The sequence below is a fragment of the Psychrobacter sp. SWN149 genome (assembly GCF_015864565.1).
Lineage (GTDB): Bacteria > Pseudomonadota > Gammaproteobacteria > Pseudomonadales > Moraxellaceae > Psychrobacter.
Window position 1 is genome coordinate 127,160 of sequence record NZ_JADYWX010000003.1, and the last position, 24,078, is coordinate 151,237.

The window sequence follows — 24,078 nt, forward strand, 5'->3', positions numbered from 1 at the left end:
TTACAGCTGCTTTGATACGGCGTTACTATAATGGCTCGTGTTTTGAGTATCTGTCGCCGATGAGCTCATAGATTTTGCAGCAGATACTGGTGCAGCGTTAGCAGAATTATTGACCGCAGATGGTGCTGTGCCCGCTAGGCCAGTCGATTGAGCGAGCAAATCGTGCGCTCTGTCATTGGCTTGATACATGATGCGGCGGTTGATACGTACAGCGAGGTTATAAAAAACCACGGCTGGAATGGCAACAGCAATACCGAGTCCGGTCATAATCAATGCTTCACCGACTGGCCCTGCAACCTGCCCCAAACCTGCCTGACCACTCATACCGATGTTGTGCAAGGCATGGAAAATACCCCATACCGTACCAAACAAGCCGATGAACGGTGCAATCGCGGCCGTCGTACCAAGAATTGGCAGACCGCGCTCACTAGCAAAACGATAGCGACCGATGTGCTTGAGTAAAGTCTGCTCAGTCACCAAACGACGAGTGGCCGCATCAGAACCTATCAAATCCTGCTGTCTAGCCTGCAGCTGATGTCTTAAATCATCTGCCACGTTAGCCGCCAGTTTACGGCTTTGCAATACGCGGACGATACCTGTCACCCAAGATAGAATAGATAACGCAAGCAACAAAAAGAACAACGTTTTTGTCACCATGTCGCTGATCTGCCAGTATTGCATAAAGTCCATTTCAGACTCCTTAATGTTTTGTACAATCAAATGCTACCGTAGCGAGCATCATGTCTAGACTGATTATGAAAGATTATTGGTACATACGTTGTTATAAAATATAACTACTTAAGGAACGGTATAGCTGATAGGCAGGGTCACGTTGCCTACCACAGGTGCACCATTCTTATTAGTAAAAGGTTTGAACTTGCCTGACCGCACTTGACGCTGGGCTTCTTTATCTAGTAATGGATTACCCGAAGAGGTGGCCATTCGCACACTATCGATACCGCCTTGCTTGTTGACTCGTAATACCAATACCACGTTGAGCGTATCACCTGAGCGTGCACGACGGGCAGCACGATCAGGGAAGCTAAGGTTTGGCGCAGAGGCCCAGTTGGCCGAAGTGGCAGTGAAACTTACTGGCTCGTCACTTTGCGCTGCTGCCTCAGCGGCGGCTTTAGCCTGTGCGGCTACCGCAGCTTCTTTTTTCGCCTTGGATGCCGCTGCTTCTCTAGCAGCTTTAGCTTGGGCTTCTGCTTCTGCTTCTGCTTTGGCATCCGCCACTCTTTTCGCTTCTTGAGCGGCTTTCGCATGCGCTTCTAGTTCTGATTTTCTGGCTTGTGCCTCAGTGAGTCTGCGCTGCTCATCAGCGGCTGACGTATCGGCCTCTGGTTTGGGCAATATTGGTTTTTGCTTGGTTTCAGACGGTGTCTGTTCTTTGGCTATTACAGGCAGCGTTTTAGGTTTTGGTTTTTTTACGACAGACTCTGCCGGTTTTTCTAGTGTCTTGGGCGTCTTAGTAGGTTTTTTAGGTTCGGGCTCTGTTTTTTGTGGCTGTTTTGGTTGAGACTTTACCGGTGGTGGTGCTTCTTTTTTGGCAGGTGCTGGTAGTTTTTCTACCTGTACTTGGGCTTTAGGCGACTCAGTCTTAGCAGGTAGCGTCACAAACTGTATCTCAACAGGTGGCGTATTTTTTGGGGGTTCAGGTATTGGCTTAGGTGTTTTGATCGCCACCAAGGCAACCGCTGTAAGCACATGTAGTCCTATGACGACTATCACAGCGAGCAGTATTGAGCTAAGTGGTGGCGCGTCTAAATCCGTTGAACTCATAACAGCCTAATGTTTATTACTCAGAGTAGAATGGCGTAGATAATAATGCAAACGATAATTATTATCAATAATAATTTATAATATTTCTCTACTTAATACACCTCTGACAAGTGATATTGCTTAGTAGTTTTGTCTATCGCAACGCTCATTTCTATGGACGTTACCTACTTTTATATTTCACTACTATAAACCTTATTTTTTCATCAAATGATACGTTGTGCTCAATATAACAAGTACTGTTAATAAAAACCATTATCATTTATATTGATAATGAGTCTCAACTACTTTATCATGACGGCTGTCTGATCTGCTCATGCGGTTCTGCTAAAAATACGCAGCATAAAAAATCCAAAGTTAATTGCCATTTTTATGACTATTTTCAAATTGAAGACACGCCATAAAATATTGCTCACACATTTTTCGATACACCGAGTTTACTATGCCTACTACCCTATCATCTAGCCAACCTACTACGCCTTTTTTCAAACGCCCATTATTGACTGTTGTTATGACAGCGATGATAGCAACTGCCGGCTTGGCAGGCTGTAGCGCTCCTGCTTCTAATGACTCTGAGCCAGCAGACGCCAAAACCGAAAATCCAACGGCTAATGAGTCCGTGAACGTGGCTAATAACGATGCCGTCTCTGCTGAAAAAATCACGATTGATACAGTAAAAGGAGATGTCGATCTCGCAATCAATCCATCGCCACTCGTGGTTTATGATATGAGCTTGATGCAAGATTTGGCAGCGCTTGATGTGGCGGTCGATGGCATGCCTGGTGGCCTACTACTAAAGAATCTACACTCAGAAACACAGCCTGATCCGAAAGAAGTAGGTACTGTGTTTGAGCCAGATCTTGAAGCGTTGAATGCCATGCAGCCACAAGCTATCTTGGTCGGTTCGCGTATGGCAGAAAAATACAATGAGCTATCAAGTATCGCCCCGACATTAGACATGAGCATTGATACGGCAAACATCTATGAGTCAAGTAAACAGCGTTTGCATGACCTAGGTGCGCTGTTCGGTAAAAGCGATCAAGCAGCTAAGCTACAACAGAATATTGATGGACTCATCACTGAAACCAAAAGTCTGACGAAAGACAATAAAGGTACTGGCCTAGTCGTCATGGTCAATGGCAATAAAATGTCAGCCTATGGTGACAAGTCTCGCTATGGCTTTATCCATACTGTGCTGGGCGTACCAATGGCAGATGACAAAATTGCCGATGCGCCTCATGGTCAGCCGATCTCTTTTGAGTACATCCAAAAAGCAAATCCGGATTGGTTATTTGTCATTGACCGCAGTGCCGCGATTGGTGAAGACGGTATCGGTGCCAAAGCAGTATTAGACAATCCATTGGTTGCTCAGACCAATGCATGGAGCAAGCAGCAAGTGGTTTATCTTAGCCCAGACTCTTACTTAGCATTTGGCGGCTACTATCAATGGATGCAGGATTTGACAACGATTAAGGGCGCATTTACTAACGCTAAATAATGTCGTTTGCTATACAGTCGATTGTTACACTAGTAAATATTACTACCTTTAACACTGCTCATTTTTAAGCCAGTAGAGATTATGTCGTTATTTTCACACCGTGCTCATGCTGGGATCAACCCCAGCAAGTCTCTAGACCATAAATATCGATGTACTGTCATACCACCGTGGTTCATTAATACAGCAAGCCTCATTCTTATGGGGCTTTTGGTGTTATTGAGTTTATCTATTGGTGTGGCTGACTTTTCATGGTCAGGTATCCTGCAGAGCCTTCTGACTCAGAGTGCCAATTCCGATAGCTCATTGCTATTGGTTAGCCGCATACCGCGCACCATCGCTATTATCCTAACTGGCATTGCGATGGCAGTAGCTGGGATGATTATTCAGGTGGTACTCAAAAACCGCTTTGTAGAGCCATCCATGGTTGGTGCGACTCAAAGCGCTGCACTTGGTTTGCTGGTGGTCAGTCTGCTGTTTCCTGCCAGTGCGCTCATTGTTAAAATGGGCGTGGCAACCATCGCTGCCGTGTTCGGTATGATGCTATTTATGCTACTGATTCACCGCATACCGCCTACTGATTTTTTGATGATTCCACTGATTGGCATTGTTTTTGGCGGCATTATCGAAGCAGTCACTACCTTTATCGCCTATCAAACTGAATCACTGCAGATGCTGAGTGTTTGGCAGTTTGGGGATTTTTCGGGCGTATTGGCAGGGCGCTATGAGCTGTTATGGCTGACGGGCGCGCTGTGCGTATTGGCCTATATCATTGCCGACAAGCTGACCATCGTCGGATTAGGTGACAATATCGCATTGAACCTAGGTATCAGTAAGCGTCAGGTCACTTGGATTGGCGTAGGAATGGTCGCTATGATGAGTGCGGTCGTGGTTGTGACTGTTGGCATGATTCCTTTTATCGGTTTGGTCGTGCCCAATATCGTGAGCCGACTGATGGGGGATAAGTTACGCCGTAGCTTGCCTGCAGTCGCACTACTGGGCGCATCGGCCGTCCTACTCTGCGATATCATTGGTCGCTCGATTCGCTACCCCTTTGAAGTGCCTGTCGCCACGGTCTTTGGCGTGGTCGGTACGGTGCTGTTTTTATGGCTGTTATTGCGAGCGCCCTCTGAGCAGTAGCACTATGTTCACCAACTATGTGATCACTTTTGGTACTCATGTACCGTCGTTCATTTTTTGCCTTATTAGATAAGCTTGGCACCATAGGATTTTTGTATGTTCTCATCAACTAAGCTTATTGCCACAAAATCTGGTGCTCCCAAAACCAGCACAGCGATAGGTAACTCATCTTCGCCAGATAGCCAATATTCAACCGCTGCTCAGAGTCGCCTAGCAAAACTGTGGTCATTCATCGCTAATCATCCAAAATCTATCGCAGCCATCATTCTACTTATCTCGATGACCTTGTTTTTGACACTCAACGTCAATGGTTATTGGGACTTTGCGCTGCCACTGCGCGGCAAAAAACTGCTGGCACTGATGGTGGTTGGCTATGCAATTGGTGTATCGACCTTACTGTTTCAGACGTTGACTCACAACCCGATTCTCACCCCCTCCTTACTTGGGTTTGATTCGCTCTATGTTCTGTTGCAGAGCTTACTGGTTTTCTTCTTGGGTGCGATTAGCTTTACCAGTCTCGATCCTATTGCCAAATTCACGCTAGAGATTGCCTTAATGTTTGGGGCATCTCTATTATTGTTTAAGCTACTATTTTCTAAAAGCAGTCAGGATTTGACGCGCTTGATACTGGTAGGTGTGATCTTTGGCGTGCTGTTTCGCAGTTTATCCGCACTCATTGCACGGCTGATTAATCCTGATGATTTTGTGGTGGTGCAATCTGCCAGCTACGCACAGTTCAACACAGTCAACCCGCAGCTGCTAGGCATCAGCTTATTTATCTGTGCTATCACTGCGATATTTGTGTGGCGCTGGCGTTACCAGTGCGATGTATTGATGCTCGGTCAAGCGCAAGCGATCAACCTTGGCATTAACTATCAGCGACTGGCATTTGGCTTATTGACCGTTATTGCGGTGTTGGTCGCTACGGCCACTGCATTGGTTGGGCCAGTAACCTTCTTTGGTCTATTGGTCTGCGCCTTGACCAATCGTATGGCTCGCCATATGTATCATAGTGAACGACTGATATTGGTCAGCTTGGTCGCTATGATCTGCTTAGTGCTCGGTCAGACGATCTTTGAGCAAGTGCTCGACATGGCAGGTGTACTGTCCGTGGTGATAGAGTTAGCAGGCGGATTGATGTTCTTGGTATTGATTTTTATGTCTCAACGTCGCTCTTTATAACTGAGTGTCACTGCTAAAAAAACTATCGCTTAGATGAAAGCTGCTTTGCGTCATTTATAAGATTTTTAAGATCAGACTTTTGAGATAAGACTCCCTATGATTACATTGAACAACATCTCGCATCATATTGGTAAACAAAAAATCTTGCATGACATCACATTGTCTCTGCCACCTGCCCAAGTGATTGCGTTGATTGGGCCTAATGGTGCGGGCAAATCCACGTTGTTTTCAGTCATGGCTCGCCTGCAGCCGCTACAATCTGGGCAAGTGAGCTTCGCTGTAGATAATGAGGAGCGTGATATTGTCAGCTGTCAAGCGCGCACGCTCGCCAAGACGGTCGCTATGCTCGGACAAGACAACCAAGTACAAGGGCGACTGCGCGTACATGAGCTGCTGATGTTTGGGCGTTATCCTTATCATCAAGGGCAACCAACGGCAGACGATCAGCAAAAAGTACAAGAAATCCTCGAACGCTTTGAGCTTGAACCACTTGCTGAGCGTTTCTTATCAACGCTATCAGGTGGACAGCGTCAACGCGTGCTGATCGCTATGATTGTCTGCCAAGATACGCCCTATCTATTGCTCGATGAACCACTGAACAATCTAGATATGTATCATGCTGGTCGACTGATGCGTGAGCTACGAGAGCTCAGCCATAGTCAGCAAAAAACCGTGGTGATAGTCCTGCATGATATCAACCAAGCGGCACAGTTTGCGGATACAGTGGTCACGATGAAAGCAGGAGAAGTGACCGCTGTAGGTCGTCCTGCTGATGTCATCACTAAAGAGACAATGAAAGATCTGTACAACGTCGATGTCACTGTCCTAAGTCATCAAGGCCGCCCTGTGATTGTTGATGCGGTTTAAGTACAGAATTTCGCAAACGAAAAAAGGAATTTTTGATGCATAAAATTCTATTGAATCATCGATGGATAAACTACAAAAATCTATCGATATTGTTTTTAATCGTGAGCTTTTGTCTGTGCCTGTCTTCTGCTGTAGATAAAGACATAGCAAATACCCTAACTTGGTTAGGTTTCAATTTGTATGCTCTAAGATTAGTCGTTATTCCTATGGATTTTACTCAAGATATTGCTTCAGTAGATTATACAAAAAACTATGACGAAAATAATAGCTGGCATAGAAATGTCATGCTAGGTGAGCTATTTGCCTCCTTGCTCCTTACCGTTGGTATAGCCTACAGCCTATTTTTGCAATTAAATTTATAGCTAGGGCATGCTTTTAATTCAGTAGATAGCCATAGTCGATTCAACTTAAAAGTAGTACAAGGCAACCGAGTGTAGATGTATATCAAATACTTCAAGCAAGGTTAACGCAGTAATACTGTTATAGTGGAATGACTATATTTAAATGAAAACACACCCTAAGAATACGGCTATATCACCTGCCCTTTTGCAACGCCTTTAAACGCTGCTGTCGACCTTTCCACCATAGATAGACGCCCGTCCCTGATAGTACCGCCACCGCCAGTCCAATCATTGCTAAAAATATTTGATACAAACGATGCCCCAACCCTTGGCTGATATGCCCCATATGCAAGGTGGAGAGCCATTGGTCTGCTTTATTACCAAAGCCAGCTTGATGACCAAAATTAACCCGCTCGACAGTGCCTGTTGCCGCATCAACAGTGATAGAAGAAGCACCGCCTTTTTTGCCAATATCTCTGTTTGTTTTGAAACGCATCTGCCATTGCTTGTCTTCTTCGACCCAGCGGATACCCAATAGCTGCTGCACCGACACGCCATTCTGCTGTGCAGCATTATCGGCTTGCGCGCTTAGATAGGCAATGCTATTGGTTTTATTGACTACTTGAGTACTTACATCTGCATCATTTGAGCGGTCATTAGCGGGCACATTTGAATGGGCCGTCCTATCTGCTCGACCTTCTCGTTTTGAAGCGTTATCTGACTCAGGTTTGGCAGGTTTTCCCTCTCTTGGTGTCAGTCCGACCACCGCTTGCATCACTGGCTGATAGACCGCTTGCAAGTTAAACCCGACACTCGACCACGCAATGACAAACAGTATGAGCCATAACCATAGCCCAAAGGCATGATGCAGATCATAGTTGAGCTTAAAGAGATTGGTTGTGCGGCGGATTTTCCATGCAGGCTGCCAACGCTTCAAAAACGAGGCGCGCTTTTTACCAGAGGCTATCTTGGTTTTATTTAGTTTGACTGCTCGCGGGAAGGTTAGATAAAAGCCAATGAAACAATTGATCGTCCAGACCACTGAAACAATGCCCAATATCCATTTACCAATATCCCCGAGCAATAACTCACGATGTAACCAAAATACTTTCCACATCGTGTTGTGCCATGCCCACGCTTCCTTATCACGAGTACCGATGATGGCACTGGTATGGGGATTGACATACACCTCTTGAAAGGATGGTTTGGCGGTATTCTTATCATCGCCTCGACTTCGGTCAACCGAAAACACAACGGATTTATCCGCTACGATCGACGTTGGCATACTTGAGAACTTGTGCTCTGGATAGGTCGTCATCACCTTGTCATGAAGCTCAGCGATGGAGAGTACCGGCGTGTTTTGTGATTCTATATGGGCCAGCTTATGATTGAACATATCATCGAGTTCATCATGAAAAGCCAGTAAAGTACCTGTAATACTGGCAATGATTAAAAAGGCTGCCATAGCAAGCCCTGTATAACGGTGAATCCATAGGCAGGTTTGACGAGGATTGAATGAAATCATTAGTCTTGGTTCTTTGTCATATGTTGTTTTAGTAGGTGCTTATACGTTGGCATTTCATCGTTGTTATAGCCACTTTAAAAGCTAATAGGCAATAAAAAGCCAGCTCTCATGTAAAGACAGCTGACTTTATAAATACGATTAGACTTAAACTAGATAAGCTAAATTAGAACTGATAAGTTAAAGACGTTTTGATATTACGTCCCATTTCAAAATCAGTATAGGCATCATCAATAGAGTTGCGTGACGCATGGCTCGCATACGTCTCATCAAAGATATTGTATACACCTAGCGTGGCTTTTATACCTTCAACTTGCGTTGGCGTGTAGGTCATAAAGACATCATGCACATCATAACTTGGTTTTTCGTTGTCATCACTAGCGGTATTCGGTGTCACAGCGGCCACATAAGTACTGCGCCAGCCAAGTTCCGTGGTTTCAGTTGGCGCATAGCCAAGGTTGACCATATACTTGTCACCAGACTCAGAGCTACTACCACTAACTGAAGATATGTTATAGCCCGTGTCTTCGCCTTTGCTACGTGCACGAGCATAGCTTAGACCCATGTTAAACTTATCTGCTCGATAATCAGCTGACAGCTCTATACCTTTAATCTTGAAATCTTCGTCATTATTAATGACACCCTGACAGCTGCCATTGAGCTCTCCTGTTGCACAATCCAAACCGACTCGGCCACTACCGGCACGGACAAACTCAATGTAGTTTTCGATATTGGTTTCAAAGTACTTACCGCTTAACTTAAGAGAGTCGTCTGCCATGGTCAGACCGCGCAGCGTTGTGGCAATACCCACTTCAGCGTTGTCACCTTCTTCTGCTTTTAGGTCGTCATTGACATACGTACCAGCGCCATCGGTATTAAAGATAGTTTGGCTAAGATCTGGACCATTAAACAGTTGCGTATAGCTTGCAAATAATTGGGTGCGCGGTGCAATCTCATAGCTGGCCGCTAGTGCGCCAACGACATTGTCATACGTTTTGCCCGCTGACACATACTCAGGAGACTCGTAGCGGTCATAACGAACGCCCGGCGTTAAGCTAAGCTTGCCCATTTGCCATTGGTCTTCTAGATAGACTGAGGTATTGGTTGCCTCATCGGTACTGGTCGCACCAAAGTCACGCGTCATCTCAGATTCTTTTTTGTAATGCTCAACGCCAGCGATTAGCTTATGGCTGCCTGATACGCCATTAATGATGCTGCTATCGATAACACTGGTGTTTTGTACTTTACCGCCTGTGGTTTTGACTTCTGCATCAAACTCAAACCCAGGTACACCATCAGAGTTACGCAAAATCTGCGTGCTTGTCTGATAGACATTGGCATCTACATTGACCAACTGGTTGGTAGGTTTGTAACTATAGTCAAGCGCGTAAGTATCGCGTTTAACTTCCTGCGGAATGATTGGGTTCCAGCCAGCATCTGCTGGGAAATCTGGACGTAGTGGGAATAACCCTTTGTTTTCAGTACGGCTAAAGCTTGCGCCTACATGATGGTCATCAGCTATATAAGCGCCCGCTTTCAATAGGAAGTTTTCGCCTTCACTATCTTGTGTTTGAATATCACGGCCTTTGCCATCTTCGCCAGCATTGGCATCACGCTTGCTATAATAAGCCAATAGATCCACATTTTCTGCCGGTGCGCCATAGACAGTGGCTGAGGTTAGCAGTTCATCATTGTTGCTAGCATAACCTGTATGCAGCTTGGCACCTACTTTTTGACCCGGCTTGAGTAAATCAGCTGCATCGACCGTTTCAAAAGCAACCGCGCCGCCGATGGCATCGTTGCCTAGCGTCACTGAATTATTACCCACTGATACTTCAGCTTGTTTTAGCAGGTCGGGATCAATAGTGACATCACCCATATGGTAGAACAACGCGCCTTCTTGACGGGCACCATCAATCGTTACTTTTAGGTTGGTATCATCAAGTCCACGCACACGGATGCGTTGATTGACCGATGACGTACCGCCCACACCTACGCCTGGTACCACGTTTAAAAAGTCACTCAAATGGCTCGCTTGAGCCGCTGGCGTATAGTCATCTATATAGACAGAATCTTCTTGTACATTATTACGTACAGAGCTATTAGCAGTCACAGTAATGGTCTGCAACGTTGCATTTGGCATATCTGCTGCCGTCGCAGCACTGGCAGCCTGCGTCCACAATACGGCGGCTACCCCTAGAGACAATACGGTCAACTGACTAGATAACTTTACTTCGCGCATAACACACTCACTTTATTTACTATTAGAATTTTTAAAGCCGTCGATAAACGGTCTCTTATAACACTACCCTTTAAGCGACTTGGTTTTGATATGTCCAAGCCCGCTACGCGAATAACATTATTAATGTTAATGATAATGATTAGCATTTAATTAGTGAGGCATCATAACGAAGTATTAACAATTTGGCAATAATTAATATAAAAAAATTGCACGAGTGCTGCAGGCTAACCGTCAATATAAAATGAAGCATCTTGGTGACTGTCAATACGGGGTTCTTGACCGTTAAAACGACGACCAGCTTAGATTTGATTAAAGAAAGAAAATAGAAAATATTTTGATAAATAATAGTGATGACGTCTGGTACTTGTTTTTCTTGTACTACTGTACTAGAATACTGAAACAAGATAATTCTCAGCGAAAAATTGCTCGATGAGCGACTTATCTACTTTCTTTGGCTAAGATTACCTATTATGACTACCGATCCTTATCAGAGCTTAGTGAAACATTTGACGAACTGTACTAATGGCGCAGATATCGAAAAGCTACTCAGTGCCCTGCTGACCGATAAAGAGCAGCACGACATCGCCAATCGTATTCGTATCTTTGACGCTTTAGATCGTGGTATCACCCAACGTGAAATATCTGAGAAGCTAGGTGTTGGTATCGCAACTGTCTCTCGCGGTGCTAAAGCCATACAAAGTCATGATGTCAGTGCGCTGCTAGCGACACTTAGACAAGATGATTAATTGATTAAACAACACTATCAACTTTTATTTTTAAAAAATACCTATTTGAACTATTTCGGACCTCGTTATGACATCTCTTACGCTACAGCCTAACTTACCTACGCCTATTGATATTCCCAGTAAACCAAAACGTATCAAACTTACGCAGGATATTGATTTTTTTGCGTTATTTAAGCGTATCGAAAATGCGTTCGATACGTGCTACTTACTCGAATCTTTGGGTGAAGACAGCCATATCTCACGCCATCATGCCATTGGGTTTGACCCAACCATGACCATCACTGCCATCGACCGCACTACCCTTGCCATCACTGATAATAAAACGGCTAAAACTCAGCAATATCAAACTGAAAACCCCTATCAGTTATTACGTGAGATTACACCGCAGCATGTCATCGCTCGCGATCAAAGTGGTGGTCTGGTCGGCTATTTGGGCTATGACAGTGTGAATTTCTTTGAGCCAAGTCTAAATGCCAAATCTAGCGACGATTTTGAACCGTTTAAATTTGGCGTGTATTTAGATGGGTTAACACTTGATAAAATGACGGGTGAGATTTTCTATTTTTATTATCCAACCGATCAGCAAGAAAACCGTATCGAGCAAATCAAAGCCTTACTTGACACACCGACTCCGACCTATAAGGCACCGACGGTTGAGTTTTTGGGTGATGGCATGAGCCAAGAGGAACATGCTAAGACAGTTATGCAAGTCAAAGAAGACATCATCTCTGGGCGTATCTTTCAGTGTGAGGTAGGGTTTAAATCTAAGTATCGTATCGCTGGTGACAAGATGCCCATTTATGAAAAGCTACGTAGCGTCAATCCTTCACCGCATATGTACTTTATGAAATTTGCTCAGCAGTGCATTATCGGTGCCTCACCTGAGCTGCTGTTTCGCTTGCGTCAGGGTGAGATGGAAACCTATCCACTTGCAGGCACAGCCAAACGCGGCGCTGACGTGATAGAGGATCGTAAGCTGGCCCGCGCACTGCTCAATGACCATAAAGAGATTGCCGAACATAACATGTTGGTCGACTTGCATCGTAACGATATTGGCCGCGTCGCACGGTTTGGTACCGTAAAAGTACGTAGCCTAATGGACATCAAACGCTTCTCACACGTACAACACATATCCTCTGAAATCGTCGGTATCTTACATCCCAATGAAGATATGTTTAGTGCCCTTGCCAGCAACTTCCCCGCTGGCACACTGTCAGGCGCACCAAAAGTCGAAGCCATCAAAGTCATCAATGAGCTAGAGCCTGATGGGCGCGGCGCTTATGGCGGCGCGCTAGGATCGTTTAATTTCAATGGTGACTGTATCTTTGCCATTCCTATTCGCAGCTTGTTTATGAATGGCGAGGCAGCCTATTCGCAAACCTGTGGTGGCAACGTATATGACTCCAATCCAGCAGATGAATACTTAGAAATTCAGCGCAAACTGTCTGCGATGAAAGTCGTGTTAGGCAGCTTTATGCAGTCCTAATTTGTACCAGACGTAATTTGTACTAACCGTAACTCGTACATTGACCATATTTTACAAAAGAGTTTATGACCCATGAATGTTTTAATTATCGATAACTACGACTCGTTTACCTTTAATCTCTACCAATATATTGGTGAGATTTTGCAAACCATGGACGGTGATGAAGAAGCAAACGTCATCGTTAAGCGTAACAATGAAATTACGCTGGCTGACGTGCAAGCGATGAATCTTGACCGAATCATTATATCACCAGGCCCTGGTGCACCTGATGATCCTGCCTACTTCGGTATTTGTGCAGAGGTCATCGAAGTAATGGGCAAGACGACGCCGCTATTGGGTGTTTGCCTAGGTATGCAAGGCATTGCTCATGTATTTGGTGGTGATGTGATACGTGCCAATGTTCCAATGCATGGCAAAGTCTCAGCGATTCGTCACGATGGTGCGGGTGTCTATCAAGGATTGCCACAAGCCATTGAAATCATGCGCTATCATTCATTAATGGTGAAAGCCGATACACTACCTGATTGCTTGGCTGTCACTGCCGTCGTGGATAACGAGCAACATAGTGAGCATAGCCTAACGGAATCAGCGCTAGCAGGCGATGAAATCATGGGACTACAGCATAAGGACTACCCGATTCAAGGCGTACAGTTTCATCCAGAGTCATTTGCTACCGAAGGCGCCAAGCGTTTGCTCACTAACTTCTTGTTGCAGGTATAAAACAGGTATAAGCCCATCATGTTTATCACACTCCCAGATATAAAGCGCTCAGTCACACGTATGACGGTGTTTGCTAGCCTGATGCTAGTAGCTGTTATGAGCTCAGCAGTGGCACCTATCGAGGCAAATTTTATATTGGGGATGGACGTTCAAGGTCAGCGCCTGAATCTCTATGAAGACTGTGCAGAAGGCAGCGTGACTTGTGACAATATGCTACTGGTCGCACCCGACGTAGGGCTATTACTTCAAACAAAGCTGGCGGGCAAAAGACTCGGTAACACGCCTTATCCCGTCAAGCTTTATCCTGCCGAAACCAAGCACAGTGTGTGTAACGATGGCGTGACCCCTTGTGGGTTTCAGGGCTATACGTTCAAGGGTAAAGACTTCAATGGATTTATAGATGCCTTAAATAATGAGCTATACATAACCAGTAACTGGACAACCGATAGCGATACTTTTCTCTACACAGAAAACAGCACGTATTTGCCATTGGCCTCGCAAGCCAAACTGATTGATACGATGTATAAAACCTCCGACCAAACGTTAAATAGTGGCTACAATAATACACGGCAGGAAGTCAGACGCCTCTATGGTAAACAGATGGCAGACGACTTAAAGCTAGAGCAGCAAGCGTGGATAAAGCAGCGCTCAAGAGACTGCGGCGCAGATGTCTCACATCAGCCCAGAACCCAAGCTGAAAAAGTGTGCTTTATCCAGCAAAACGATACCCGAGAGCAAGCATGGTTTTTGTGGATTGATTAGGCCGTGTCCTAGACTTTTTTAAACTTTACGATCTAGATGCGTTATTCTGCTAAAGCCTATATCAGTCTTGCCTATCGCATACTTTCAACATATCCTATCGCCTATTTTCAACACGACTGAGCATTTTTAAGCGACTCAGTCATATTTTCATGATAGACTCAAATAACAAACAAAAGACAGCCTATAATAAGGCTGTCTTTTGTTTGTTCAGTATTGCTTAGCGCGTTTGAACCACGGGTAATCTTGCAAAAGATTGTATCATTCAGATAATAATAAGAAAACGATATGGCGAACATGGATACCGCAGTGCCATCACCAAAGTCATGGATAGGCATCATTCAAATCATTACGGCAGCTATCTGCTGGGGCACGTTGGGTATATTTTCTACCTATCTCAATCAAATCGGCTTTAGCGGCTGGCAAGTGACCATATTACGGATCGTCACGGCTGCTTTTATTATTCTAGCCATGCTCCCAAAACTATGGCCACATCTTGTTAAATTGCGACCCAAGCAATGGCTTGGACTGGCATTCCAGTCTTTGGTAGGTGTGCTTGGTATGTCGTTATGCTATTTTTTTGCGGTGGCTTACGTGGGTGCAGGCCCCGCTGTCGCTCTGCTCTATACTGCGCCAGTATTTAGCTTATTATTTTCGGCACTCTTGCTCAATGAATCTATTACTCGTCAATCAGCCCTACTGGCACTAATGGCGGTGTTTGGCGTTGGATTGACGATGTTAGGTGAGCAGGCTCAAGTCAACTGGGGCATTCTATTAGGGCTATTAGCGGGAATGTGCTACTCATTGTATGGCGTGTTAGGCAAACGTGCGATGCACGATGCTCACCCTGCTCCTTTGGTGTTTTTTACCTCTATTATCATCAGTGCAGGTGTTCTGCTACTCTTACCTGAGACTTATCATACATATGAAAAACTGCTAACCCTACCGCTAATGACTTGGGGCTATGTATTAGGGCTGTCATTGCTAGGAACCGTCGTACCATTTGCGCTATATATGAAAGCATTAGAAAAGCTGCCTGCCTCTCGCGCCTCCGTATTTACGATTTTTGAGCCCTTGACAGCCATTGCCCTTGCGACCATATTGCTACATCAATCCCTGTCATTGATTCAGTATGTGGGCGTAGTACTTATTCTATTGGCTGCTTTATTTAATGCCATGTTAAACGGTACTGCGACTCGCGTACCACGCTGGCGAAAAAAACGGCAAAAGATATAAAACTCTGTTGTAATGGATAAAACTCTTGATATTTTTATAAAAAAAGCCCCAACCATGACAACATGATTGGGGCTTTTTAACACTCAGAGCTATGTATTGCTTAGGGCTTTATATGGCTCAGACCTTCAATTTACAATAGAAGCACATCTCTCAGCTTTATTGCTTCTCGATACGCTGTAAAAATGCCTGCGTACGTGGATGCGTTGATAGCTCAAACATCTGCTTAGCGCTGCCTTCTTCGACCACATGACCATCTTCGATTAAGACGACATGGTCTGCGACATCACGAGCAAAATTAATTTCGTGCGTCACAACGACCATGGTCCAGCCTTCAGATGCCAACTGCTTCATGGTTTCCAATACGTCTTGCACCAGCTCTGGATCAAGCGCAGAGGTTGGCTCATCAAATAGTAACAGCGACGGCTCGATAGCAAGCGCACGGGCAATACCGATACGCTGCTGCTGACCACCAGATAGCTGAAACGGATAGAGATCCGCTTTATCTGACAAACCCACTTTCTCTAGTAAAACTAAAGCCTGTTCACGGGCTTGCGCTTTGGTTTGACCTTGTACCACTGTCGGTCCAAGCATTAGATTTTCGATAGCCGTCTTGTGCGGAAACAAATTATAAGACTGAAATACCATGCCTGATTTACGCTGTAAGGCCAATAACGTTTTTTTATTGGGCTTGGTCGCAAAGTCGACGCTCAAGCTGTCATCATCAAAAGCAATCACACCTTGATCAGGAATCTCTAGCGCATTAAGACAACGCAAAAACGTGGTTTTACCAGATCCTGAAGGCCCTAATATTACCACCACTTTGCCTTTATTAATGGTCAAGTCGATGCCTTTGAGCACTTGGTTGCCACCAAAAGCTTTATGAATATTAGTGACTCTGATCATAAAAATTCCTGTTGTGCTGGTCTCTGTATTTCTAGTCTTAGTTGTGCTGATGCCTGTTGTGCCAATAGCAACGGTCTATTTTGCCACATAACGATCAAGCCTAGTTTCAAGCTTGCCTTGGATAAAGGTCAAGAACAGACAGATACCCCAATAGATAATCGCGGCTTCAGTATATACCAGCATAAATTCATAGTTACGAGCCGTGATGATCTGTGCTTGTTTAAATAGCTCAGTGACGAGTACCAGTGACGCCAGTGAGGTATCTTTTACCAGACTGATAAAGGTATTAGACAACGGCGGCACCGACACTCTAAGCGCCTGCGGCAAAATCACATGACGAAAAGTCTGTAGATACGTCAAGCCAACCGTTGAGCCTGCTTCCCACTGCCCTTTTGGAATCGATAAAATCGAGGCACGCACCGTCTCCGATGCATACGCACCGATGTTCAGTGAAAATGCAATAATCGCTGAGGGAAAGGGATCAAGCTTGAGCCCAACACTTGGCAGACCATAGAAGATAATAAACAACTGCACCAGCATCGGTGTACCGCGAATCGCAGAGACATAGACACGGGCTAATCTATAAATGACCTCATGGTACCAACTGGCACGCGGAATGATACGAATCAATGCTACCGCTAACGCAATGGCCATACCAATCACAAACGAGATCAGTGCCAGCGGTATCGAATAATAGATACCGCCTTTGAGCATTGGCCAAAACGACGAGATGACGATCTGCGCCCGATCAGGACTCATAAATGGCAGTATTGCCAATAATTCAGCCAGCATTGAGGTTATAGAGGCTAACATTATTTTTGCTGACTTATATCAGCACCAAAGAACTCTTCGCTAAGCTTGGTGAGTGTGCCGTCAGCAGCCAATGCCGCCATCGCTTCATTCAGTTTTGCCAACACAGCGTCATCACCTTTGATGAGCACTAGACCTGAACCAGTTTGTTCACTCGCAGGGGCTGTCAGTTTGATCTCAAGATCAGAATCTGGGAACTTCTTAAGGTAATCAAGTACCGCCAGATTATCGTTCATTGTAAAGTCAGCACGGTCTTGCTTCACTAGCTGAATCGCTTGTGCCATACCATCAACAGGGACGATTTCTGCGCCATAACGCTCTGCCAACTCACCATAGTTACTGCTGAGTGATTGTGCGGTACGTAGACCTTTTAAGTTATCCCAAGAGCTATAACGATTGTCATCAGTTGATGCCAACGCCACTGCACCTGACCAGCTATAAGCCGTGGCTTTGTCGTATTTCGCTTGACGCTCAGGCGTGGTCAAGCTAACTTGGTTGGCCACCATATCAAAGCGTTTTGAATCCAAACCTGCCAGCATCGCATCCCACTGGGTTTCTTTGAACTCAACGTCTACGCCTAACTTATCCGCCACTGCACGCGTGACTTCGACATCGTAACCTGTCAGCTTGCCACTCTCATCATGATACGTGAACGGAGGATAAGTACCCTCTGTACCGACGTTGATAGTACCGCCATTATTGATACGTTGTAGCAAATCAGAACCGCCTGTGGCAGCGCTGTCAGTCGCACCAGTATCGGCTTCATTGGTAGTAGATTGGCCACAAGCGGCAAGAAACATAGTGCTAGCGGCAAGGGCTAAAAGCGTACGACGTTTCATAAGACGTCCTTATAAGAGTAAATGAATAGAGTGAAAATGATGAATACTAATAAAACGTATAATGCCAATAAATAGGGAAAAGCCGACATGTGAAGGCAGTAGTTAATAACTGCCCTGCGATGTTCGGCTTTGGTTGCCCGATTTGAGGCTATTTGAGCTATTTTTCAATACTGTTTCTATATTATATTTTAATTTTTAACGATTGTTCAATTATTATAGCGCATTCAGTCAATGACAATTGCTGTCCATTAGATAGCAGCTTATGGATATAATATCTCACTTTAGACAGAAAAAACGTACACAATCAGTGAGCATACGTAAGGTATAGTCAGTTCAATATAATTTCGATACAAGGAAACTGAGTGCAAGTTATACATTAGTATGCTTAGCGAGGATGACGATGTAGCGGATTTATATAGGCTTGACTATATCTGCTACAACTCACCTGAGAACTGATAACGATCACCCGCATGCCACATTTTTACGAAGGTAACGACCTGACCGGCTGAGTAGGTCTGTCGACGCAGTACGAGCGTTGGTGACTGCGGCGCAATTTGCAAAAATCTAGCAATCTCATCAGGGGCTGCCAAGGCTCGAATAGTATAGCTACCACGCTCGAGCGGGCTTTTGGCAATGAGATAATCACTGGTATTGACTACACTAAAATCCTGATCGATAAACTTCGGCACTTTTTTGGCATCGACCCAACGTTCTTCAAACTGTATTGGCTGACCATCGGCAAAGTGAATAATTTTTACTTCATATAGGACAGCTGTATCACTATCGTTTGCATGAGCGAGTATAGGTGCAGACCCTTCATCAATGCCAAACTTACGACGCAATTCATCATCGAGCATATCAGCCGTAATAGCACGCTTACTCACGACTTGTGCCTCATAATCACGATTGGCAGACTTTAAATCCTCAGCGATGTTGCGCACCTCAACAAAGGTATGATTGAACTGCTGCTGCGCCACAAATGTGCCTGACCCCTGCCGACGCTCTAATACCCGCTCCTCGCTCAGCTCTTTTAGCGCGCGATTGACCGTCATTCGTGACACGCCAAATTCTTCAGCCAATGCCATCTCTGTCGAAATCGCGTTACCCGCTTGCCATTTACCAGAATGAATATTGTCTAGTATGGCGTTTTTTATGCGTTGATACGCCGGAATCGTCTTTGTCATATCCGTCTTTAACCATCATTTTTACTAATAAGAATGACCACATAATATCACGAGACCATCATACAAGCCTTAGTCAAAATGTCTGAGCGTTCAGTATTGACTAAGGCGTTTTTCAACTCACTCGATGCTATCTAAATCGGCTGAGTTAATAATAAAAATGATCAGCTCATGAAAAAAAACCTTGCATGAAAAAAGTATCTTTGATAATTTGTATATACAACTTTACGACAGTATTAATAATTCAGCACATTTAGCAAGCAGCTAGGTGAACGCTTAAACTGAACGTAAACCACTTATTTTAATTGCCCAATCGCCTCAAAATATTTCACAAGGATTTGACCATGACTACTGATATCAATAGCAACAAACCTAGCCGCCGTGACGAAAGCCGTAATATCGCTGCACCTACTGGTTCTAGGCTACATTGCAAAAGCTGGCTGACCGAAGCCCCTTATCGCATGCTGCAAAACAACTTGCACCCAGATGTCGCGGAAAACCCAAAAAGCCTAGTCGTGTACGGTGGTATTGGACGCGCAGCACGCAACTGGGAAAGCTATGATCAAATCCTAGAATCGCTAAAAGAGTTAGAAGACGATGAGACGTTGCTCGTGCAATCTGGCAAACCTGTGGGCGTGTTTCAGACACATGAAAATGCCCCGCGCGTTTTGATTGCCAACTCAAACCTTGTGCCACGCTGGGCAACGTGGGAGCACTTCAACGAGCTGGATCGTAAAGATCTAATGATGTACGGTCAAATGACTGCTGGCAGTTGGATCTATATCGGTACTCAAGGCATCGTCCAAGGTACGTATGAAACTTTCGTCGAAGCAGGTCGTCAGCATTATGATGGCAGCTGGGCAGGTCGTTGGATTTTGACCGCTGGTCTTGGTGGTATGGGCGGCGCACAGCCACTAGCCGCAACTTTTGCAGGTGCAACTTCATTAAACATCGAGTGTCAGCAGTCTAGTATCGACTTCCGTTTGCGCACGGGTTATGTCGACAAGCAAGCAGATGATCTCGACCATGCTTATGAGCTAATCAAACAACATACCGATGCGGGCGAAGCGGTCTCTATCGCCCTACTTGGCAATGCCGCAGATATCCTACCTGAGATGGTCAAGCGTGCTAATGCTGGTGGCATGAAGCCTGACTTAGTCACCGATCAAACCTCGGCGCATGATTTGATTAATGGCTATCTGCCAAGTGGCTGGACCGTAGAAGAATGGAAAGCTGCCCAAGAAGATTCAGAGCAACATGCAGCATTGACCAAAGCAGCCGCTAAATCTTGCTCCGTACACGTACAGGCGATGCTAGATCTACAAGAGATGGATATTCCAACGACCGATTATGGCAACAATATCCGTCAGGTCGCTTTTGATGAAGGGGTCAAAGATGCCTTTAATTTCCCAGGTTTTGTCCCTGCGTATATTCGTCCGCTATTTTGCCAAGGTAAAGGCCCTTTCCGCTGGGTAGCACTATCAGGCGATCCAGAAGATATCTACAAAACCGATCAAAAAATCAAAGAGCTGTTCCCAGAAAACACCCACATCCATCGCTGGTTAGATATGGCAAAAGAGCGTATTCAGTTCCAAGGCTTGCCTGCTCGTATCTGCTGGCTAGGTCTTGGTGAGCGTGATAAAGCAGGTTTGGCATTTAATGAAATGGTCAAAAACGGCGAGCTAAAAGGCCCAATCGTCATTGGTCGTGACCACTTAGACACGGGTTCTGTCGCCAGTCCAAACCGCGAAACAGAGAGCATGAAAGATGGTTCAGACGCGGTATCTGATTGGGCACTATTGAACGGTATGCTCAACGTGGCGGGCGGTGCGACTTGGGTATCACTTCATCATGGCGGCGGCGTTGGCATGGGTTACTCGCAGCATTCAGGCATGGTCATCGTCGCAGATGGTACCGATGCGGCTGCCAAACGCTTATCGCGAGTACTGGTCAATGACTGCGGCTCAGGCGTTATGCGTCATGCTGATGCAGGTTATGAGCTGGCGATTAAAACAGCGAAAGATTATGGTCTGAATCTGCCGATGGTTAAATAATTCGAAATCATTTTACTTTATAAAAATAAATAGCCAGATAACTATGCAACTAGGATGACCCCTATGAACGACATCAAACAACTAACCCTACATCCTCGCCAACTTAGCTTTAAAATGCTACGTGATATCTATGAGCAACCTGTCATATTGACACTACCTGAGAGTGCTTATGAGGCGATAGATGCCTCGCACGAAGATGTACGAACCATCATTGCACGAGATAAAAGCGCTTATGGCATCAATACTGGTTTTGGCCTATTGGCAAAGACGCGTATCAGTGACGACCAACTTGAGCTACTTCAGCACAACTTGATCGTTTCTCACTCAGTAGGCACTGGTGACGCACTTCCTGCTGGCGTGGTACGACTGATTATGGTCATGAAAGTGGCCAGCCTAGCACAAGGTGTCTCTGGCGTACGCCGCGAAGTAGTAGACAGCTTACTTGCCTTAATCAATAATCAAATCACGCCAAACATTCCGGCCAAAGGCTCTGTTGGTGCCTCTGGTGACTTAGCCCCTTTATCACATATGACACTAGCCATGATGGGCGAAGGTCACGTCTATGTCGATGGCAAAAAAGTCCTTGCCGCTGATGCGCTAGCCCAGCATGGACTTGAACCAATTACTCTTGCAGCCAAAGAAGGCCTTGCGCTTATCAACGGTACGCAAGTATCAACTGCATTGGCATTACGTGGTTATTTCTTAGCGCGTGATTTACTTGAGACTGCGACCATTGTCGGCTCGATGTCGATTGATGCTGCCAAAGGATCAGACTCACCATTTGATGCGCGTATTCACGAAGTGCGTGGTCATCACGGCCAGATTGAAATTGCCAAAGCACACCGTCAATTAATCAAAGGCAGTGCCATTCGTGCCTCACATGACGGTGAGCAAGATGACAGAGTTCAAGATCCTTACTGCTTACGCTGCCAGCCACAGGTCATGGGTGCCTGTCTTGATATCATCAACCAAGCAGGCAAAACCTTATTAATCGAATCCAATGCGGTGACCGACAACCCACTTATTTTTAATAACGAGGATGGCCCTGTCGCCATATCAGGTGGCAACTTCCATGCTGAGCCAGTTGCTTTTGCCGCTGATATTTTAGCCTTGGCAATCGCCGAGATTGGCTCTATGTCTGAGCGCCGTGTCGCTTTGCTAATCGATGCGACGCTATCAGGTGGTCTACCGCCATTCTTAGTTGATAATGCTGGGGTAAACTCAGGCTTTATGATTGCTCATGTGACCGCCGCAGCACTGGCGTCAGAAAACAAATCTATCGCCCATCCTGGTAGCGTCGATAGTATTCCAACTTCTGCCAACCAAGAAGATCATGTCTCAATGGCTACCTATTGCGCACGCCGCCTATATGAGATGGCGCAAAACACTGCGACTATCATAGGTATTGAGCTATTGGCTGCTGGTCAAGGTGTCGACTTCCATCGTGGACTAGATACGTCAGAGCCGTTGACTGTGGCACATAAAAAACTACGTGAGCAAGTGACTTTCTATGACAAAGATCGCTACCTCGCCCCTGATATTGAAGCAGCTAAGCAGTTGGTATTAGACGGTACGCTTGCTGAACATTGGCAGTCACTACGCAGCGATTGGTACGAGTCTAAATAAATATTAATGTGCGGAGAGCAGCGATGACAATAGCGAGAACAACAGCAACGACTACCACTCACATTAGCCATACACCTGCTGATATGACCCAGTGGACAGGCCGTGCTGAGCCTTTTGAGACTGCGCGTGCCCGCTATTGGTATCAGCTTGCTCAGCCTTACGAGAATCAATATATTGGGCTAGTTGGCTTTGCCTGTGATCAAGGTGTTAGACGCAATCAGGGCCGCGTGGGTGCTAGAGCCGCCCCGCCATTGATTCGTCGAGCATTTGGTACGCTGCCAGTCATCGCTGAATTGCAACAACGTTTTGATGGTCAATTATCAACCTTATTGGGTGATGCTGGTGACATTCATTGTGATGATAATGATGGCTTTGCCGAGAGCACTCTTGAGCAAGCTCAGATTAAATATGCTGATGAAGTGAGCGCTATCGTCAAGCAAGGTGGATTACCCATCGGGCTTGGCGGTGGTCATGCCATTGCTTATGGTAGCTTTTTAGGATTATGGCAGGCATTAGAGAATACAAGCGAAGCAACTATCAGCACAAACACAGCGCCTACTATCGGGATTATTAATTTTGATGCTCATCTTGATATTCGTCAGTCTAATGTAGCAACCTCTGGTACACCTTTTCGCCAAATTGCCGAGCACCTTGATTCACACAATCAACCCTTTCATTATTGCTGTATCGGCGTCAGTCGATTCTCTAATACGGCGGCGCTCTTTGATCGCGCTGAGCAATTGGGCGTACAGGTTATTAGTGATGAAGACTGCCATTATCAGCCTTGGGACACACTTGCTAAGCGGGTCAAAATCTTTGTAGATCAAGTCGATATCGTGTATTTAACCATCGATATGGACTGCTTGCCATCTAGTGTCGTTCCAGGAGTGAGCGCACCTGCTGCCTTCGGCATTGAACTGGGTTTCGTTGAGCGTATGGTCAAAACCATCATGGCATCAGGCAAAGTAAAAATGGCAGATATTGCTGAGATCAGTCCTACTTTTGATATTGACAGTCGTAGCTGCAAAGTCGCTGCTAGACTACTAGCCACTATTGTAGAGCAGCATTTACTTGTCGCCTAGTTCTTACCAACAAAGATCACCGACTTCACAATAATCAGGAGCATATTATGAATGAATCAAAGAACTCC

The 24,078-nt window shown here is 45.4% G+C and carries 20 protein-coding genes; 12 read left to right on the plus strand and 8 right to left on the minus strand.

The window, feature by feature from the left end; translation table 11 throughout:
- Both I6E86_RS06030 and I6E86_RS06035 read right to left on the minus strand, forming a co-directional pair.
- Nucleotides 1-690: a MotA/TolQ/ExbB proton channel family protein gene (locus I6E86_RS06030; protein ID WP_197176138.1), complete on the minus strand. Its 690-nt coding sequence runs from the start codon at nucleotides 688-690 to the stop codon at nucleotides 1-3.
- Between the two features lie 108 nt (nucleotides 691-798).
- The gene (locus I6E86_RS06035) at nucleotides 799-1,782 is read right to left on the minus strand and encodes an energy transducer TonB (protein WP_197176139.1); all 984 of its coding nucleotides are present in this window, start codon (nucleotides 1,780-1,782) and stop codon (nucleotides 799-801) included.
- A gap of 439 nt (nucleotides 1,783-2,221) precedes the next feature.
- On the opposite strand from I6E86_RS06035, the gene I6E86_RS06040 reads away from it, so the two are divergent.
- From I6E86_RS06040 to I6E86_RS06055, 4 genes are all read left to right on the plus strand, one after another.
- A complete protein-coding gene (locus tag I6E86_RS06040) occupies nucleotides 2,222-3,277 on the plus strand; it encodes a siderophore ABC transporter substrate-binding protein (protein WP_197176140.1) in 1,056 nt (351 codons plus the stop codon).
- Nucleotides 3,278-3,358: 81 nt separating this feature from the next.
- Complete coding sequence (locus tag I6E86_RS06045) at nucleotides 3,359-4,414, plus strand: ABC transporter permease (RefSeq protein ID WP_265090674.1); 1,056 nt, start codon at nucleotides 3,359-3,361, stop codon at nucleotides 4,412-4,414.
- Nucleotides 4,415-4,510: 96 nt separating this feature from the next.
- The gene (locus I6E86_RS06050; RefSeq protein ID WP_197176141.1) at nucleotides 4,511-5,596 is read left to right on the plus strand and encodes an iron chelate uptake ABC transporter family permease subunit; all 1,086 of its coding nucleotides are present in this window, start codon (nucleotides 4,511-4,513) and stop codon (nucleotides 5,594-5,596) included.
- Nucleotides 5,597-5,692: 96 nt separating this feature from the next.
- Complete coding sequence (locus I6E86_RS06055) at nucleotides 5,693-6,463, plus strand: ABC transporter ATP-binding protein (RefSeq protein ID WP_197176143.1); 771 nt, start codon at nucleotides 5,693-5,695, stop codon at nucleotides 6,461-6,463.
- 534 nt (nucleotides 6,464-6,997) lie between these two features.
- On the opposite strand, the gene I6E86_RS06060 is transcribed toward I6E86_RS06055, so the two are convergent.
- Nucleotides 6,998-8,329: a PepSY-associated TM helix domain-containing protein gene (locus I6E86_RS06060; protein WP_197176144.1), complete on the minus strand. Its 1,332-nt coding sequence runs from the start codon at nucleotides 8,327-8,329 to the stop codon at nucleotides 6,998-7,000.
- 163 nt (nucleotides 8,330-8,492) lie between these two features.
- Nucleotides 8,493-10,568, minus strand: a complete 2,076-nt coding sequence (locus I6E86_RS06065) for a TonB-dependent receptor domain-containing protein (RefSeq protein ID WP_197176145.1) — start codon at nucleotides 10,566-10,568, stop codon at nucleotides 8,493-8,495.
- 470 nt (nucleotides 10,569-11,038) lie between these two features.
- Here I6E86_RS06065 and I6E86_RS06070 point away from each other — a divergent pair, with 470 nt between their 5' ends.
- The 5 genes from I6E86_RS06070 to I6E86_RS06090 all read left to right on the plus strand — a co-directional run bounded on the left by I6E86_RS06070 (nucleotide 11,039) and on the right by I6E86_RS06090 (nucleotide 15,515).
- Entirely contained in the window at nucleotides 11,039-11,314 is a 276-nt protein-coding gene (locus tag I6E86_RS06070; RefSeq protein WP_197176146.1) for a Trp family transcriptional regulator, read from the plus strand.
- A 67-nt stretch (nucleotides 11,315-11,381) separates the two neighbouring features.
- On the plus strand, nucleotides 11,382-12,800 hold the full coding sequence (locus tag I6E86_RS06075) for an anthranilate synthase component I family protein (protein ID WP_197176148.1): 1,419 nt from the start codon (nucleotides 11,382-11,384) through the stop codon (nucleotides 12,798-12,800).
- Between the two features lie 72 nt (nucleotides 12,801-12,872).
- The gene (locus I6E86_RS06080) at nucleotides 12,873-13,520 is read left to right on the plus strand and encodes an anthranilate synthase component II (RefSeq protein ID WP_197176149.1); all 648 of its coding nucleotides are present in this window, start codon (nucleotides 12,873-12,875) and stop codon (nucleotides 13,518-13,520) included.
- Between the two features lie 18 nt (nucleotides 13,521-13,538).
- Entirely contained in the window at nucleotides 13,539-14,282 is a 744-nt protein-coding gene (locus tag I6E86_RS06085; RefSeq protein WP_197176151.1) for a lysozyme inhibitor LprI family protein, read from the plus strand.
- Between the two features lie 285 nt (nucleotides 14,283-14,567).
- Nucleotides 14,568-15,515 carry a DMT family transporter gene (locus I6E86_RS06090; RefSeq protein WP_197176152.1) on the plus strand — a complete coding sequence of 316 codons (948 nt, stop codon included), beginning with the start codon at nucleotides 14,568-14,570 and terminating at the stop codon, nucleotides 15,513-15,515.
- Between the two features lie 156 nt (nucleotides 15,516-15,671).
- On the opposite strand, the gene I6E86_RS06095 is transcribed toward I6E86_RS06090, so the two are convergent.
- The 4 genes from I6E86_RS06095 to I6E86_RS06110 all read right to left on the minus strand — a co-directional run bounded on the left by I6E86_RS06095 (nucleotide 15,672) and on the right by I6E86_RS06110 (nucleotide 19,251).
- A complete protein-coding gene (locus I6E86_RS06095; RefSeq protein WP_197176153.1) occupies nucleotides 15,672-16,418 on the minus strand; it encodes an amino acid ABC transporter ATP-binding protein in 747 nt (248 codons plus the stop codon).
- Between the two features lie 75 nt (nucleotides 16,419-16,493).
- Nucleotides 16,494-17,177 carry an amino acid ABC transporter permease gene (locus tag I6E86_RS06100; protein WP_197176596.1) on the minus strand — a complete coding sequence of 228 codons (684 nt, stop codon included), beginning with the start codon at nucleotides 17,175-17,177 and terminating at the stop codon, nucleotides 16,494-16,496.
- A 53-nt stretch (nucleotides 17,178-17,230) separates the two neighbouring features.
- Nucleotides 17,231-18,067 carry an amino acid ABC transporter substrate-binding protein gene (locus tag I6E86_RS06105; protein ID WP_197176154.1) on the minus strand — a complete coding sequence of 279 codons (837 nt, stop codon included), beginning with the start codon at nucleotides 18,065-18,067 and terminating at the stop codon, nucleotides 17,231-17,233.
- A 434-nt stretch (nucleotides 18,068-18,501) separates the two neighbouring features.
- Nucleotides 18,502-19,251 (minus strand): UTRA domain-containing protein, encoded by a 750-nt coding sequence (locus I6E86_RS06110; protein ID WP_197176155.1) that lies wholly within the window; start codon nucleotides 19,249-19,251, stop codon nucleotides 18,502-18,504.
- Nucleotides 19,252-19,592: 341 nt separating this feature from the next.
- Here I6E86_RS06110 and hutU point away from each other — a divergent pair, with 341 nt between their 5' ends.
- From hutU to hutG, 3 genes are all read left to right on the plus strand, one after another.
- Nucleotides 19,593-21,302 carry a urocanate hydratase gene (gene hutU, locus I6E86_RS06115; protein ID WP_197176156.1) on the plus strand — a complete coding sequence of 570 codons (1,710 nt, stop codon included), beginning with the start codon at nucleotides 19,593-19,595 and terminating at the stop codon, nucleotides 21,300-21,302.
- 63 nt (nucleotides 21,303-21,365) lie between these two features.
- Complete coding sequence (hutH, locus tag I6E86_RS06120; RefSeq protein ID WP_197176157.1) at nucleotides 21,366-22,928, plus strand: histidine ammonia-lyase; 1,563 nt, start codon at nucleotides 21,366-21,368, stop codon at nucleotides 22,926-22,928.
- Between the two features lie 23 nt (nucleotides 22,929-22,951).
- Complete coding sequence (gene hutG, locus I6E86_RS06125) at nucleotides 22,952-24,010, plus strand: formimidoylglutamase (RefSeq protein WP_197176158.1); 1,059 nt, start codon at nucleotides 22,952-22,954, stop codon at nucleotides 24,008-24,010.
- Nucleotides 24,011-24,078: the final 68 nt, after the last annotated feature.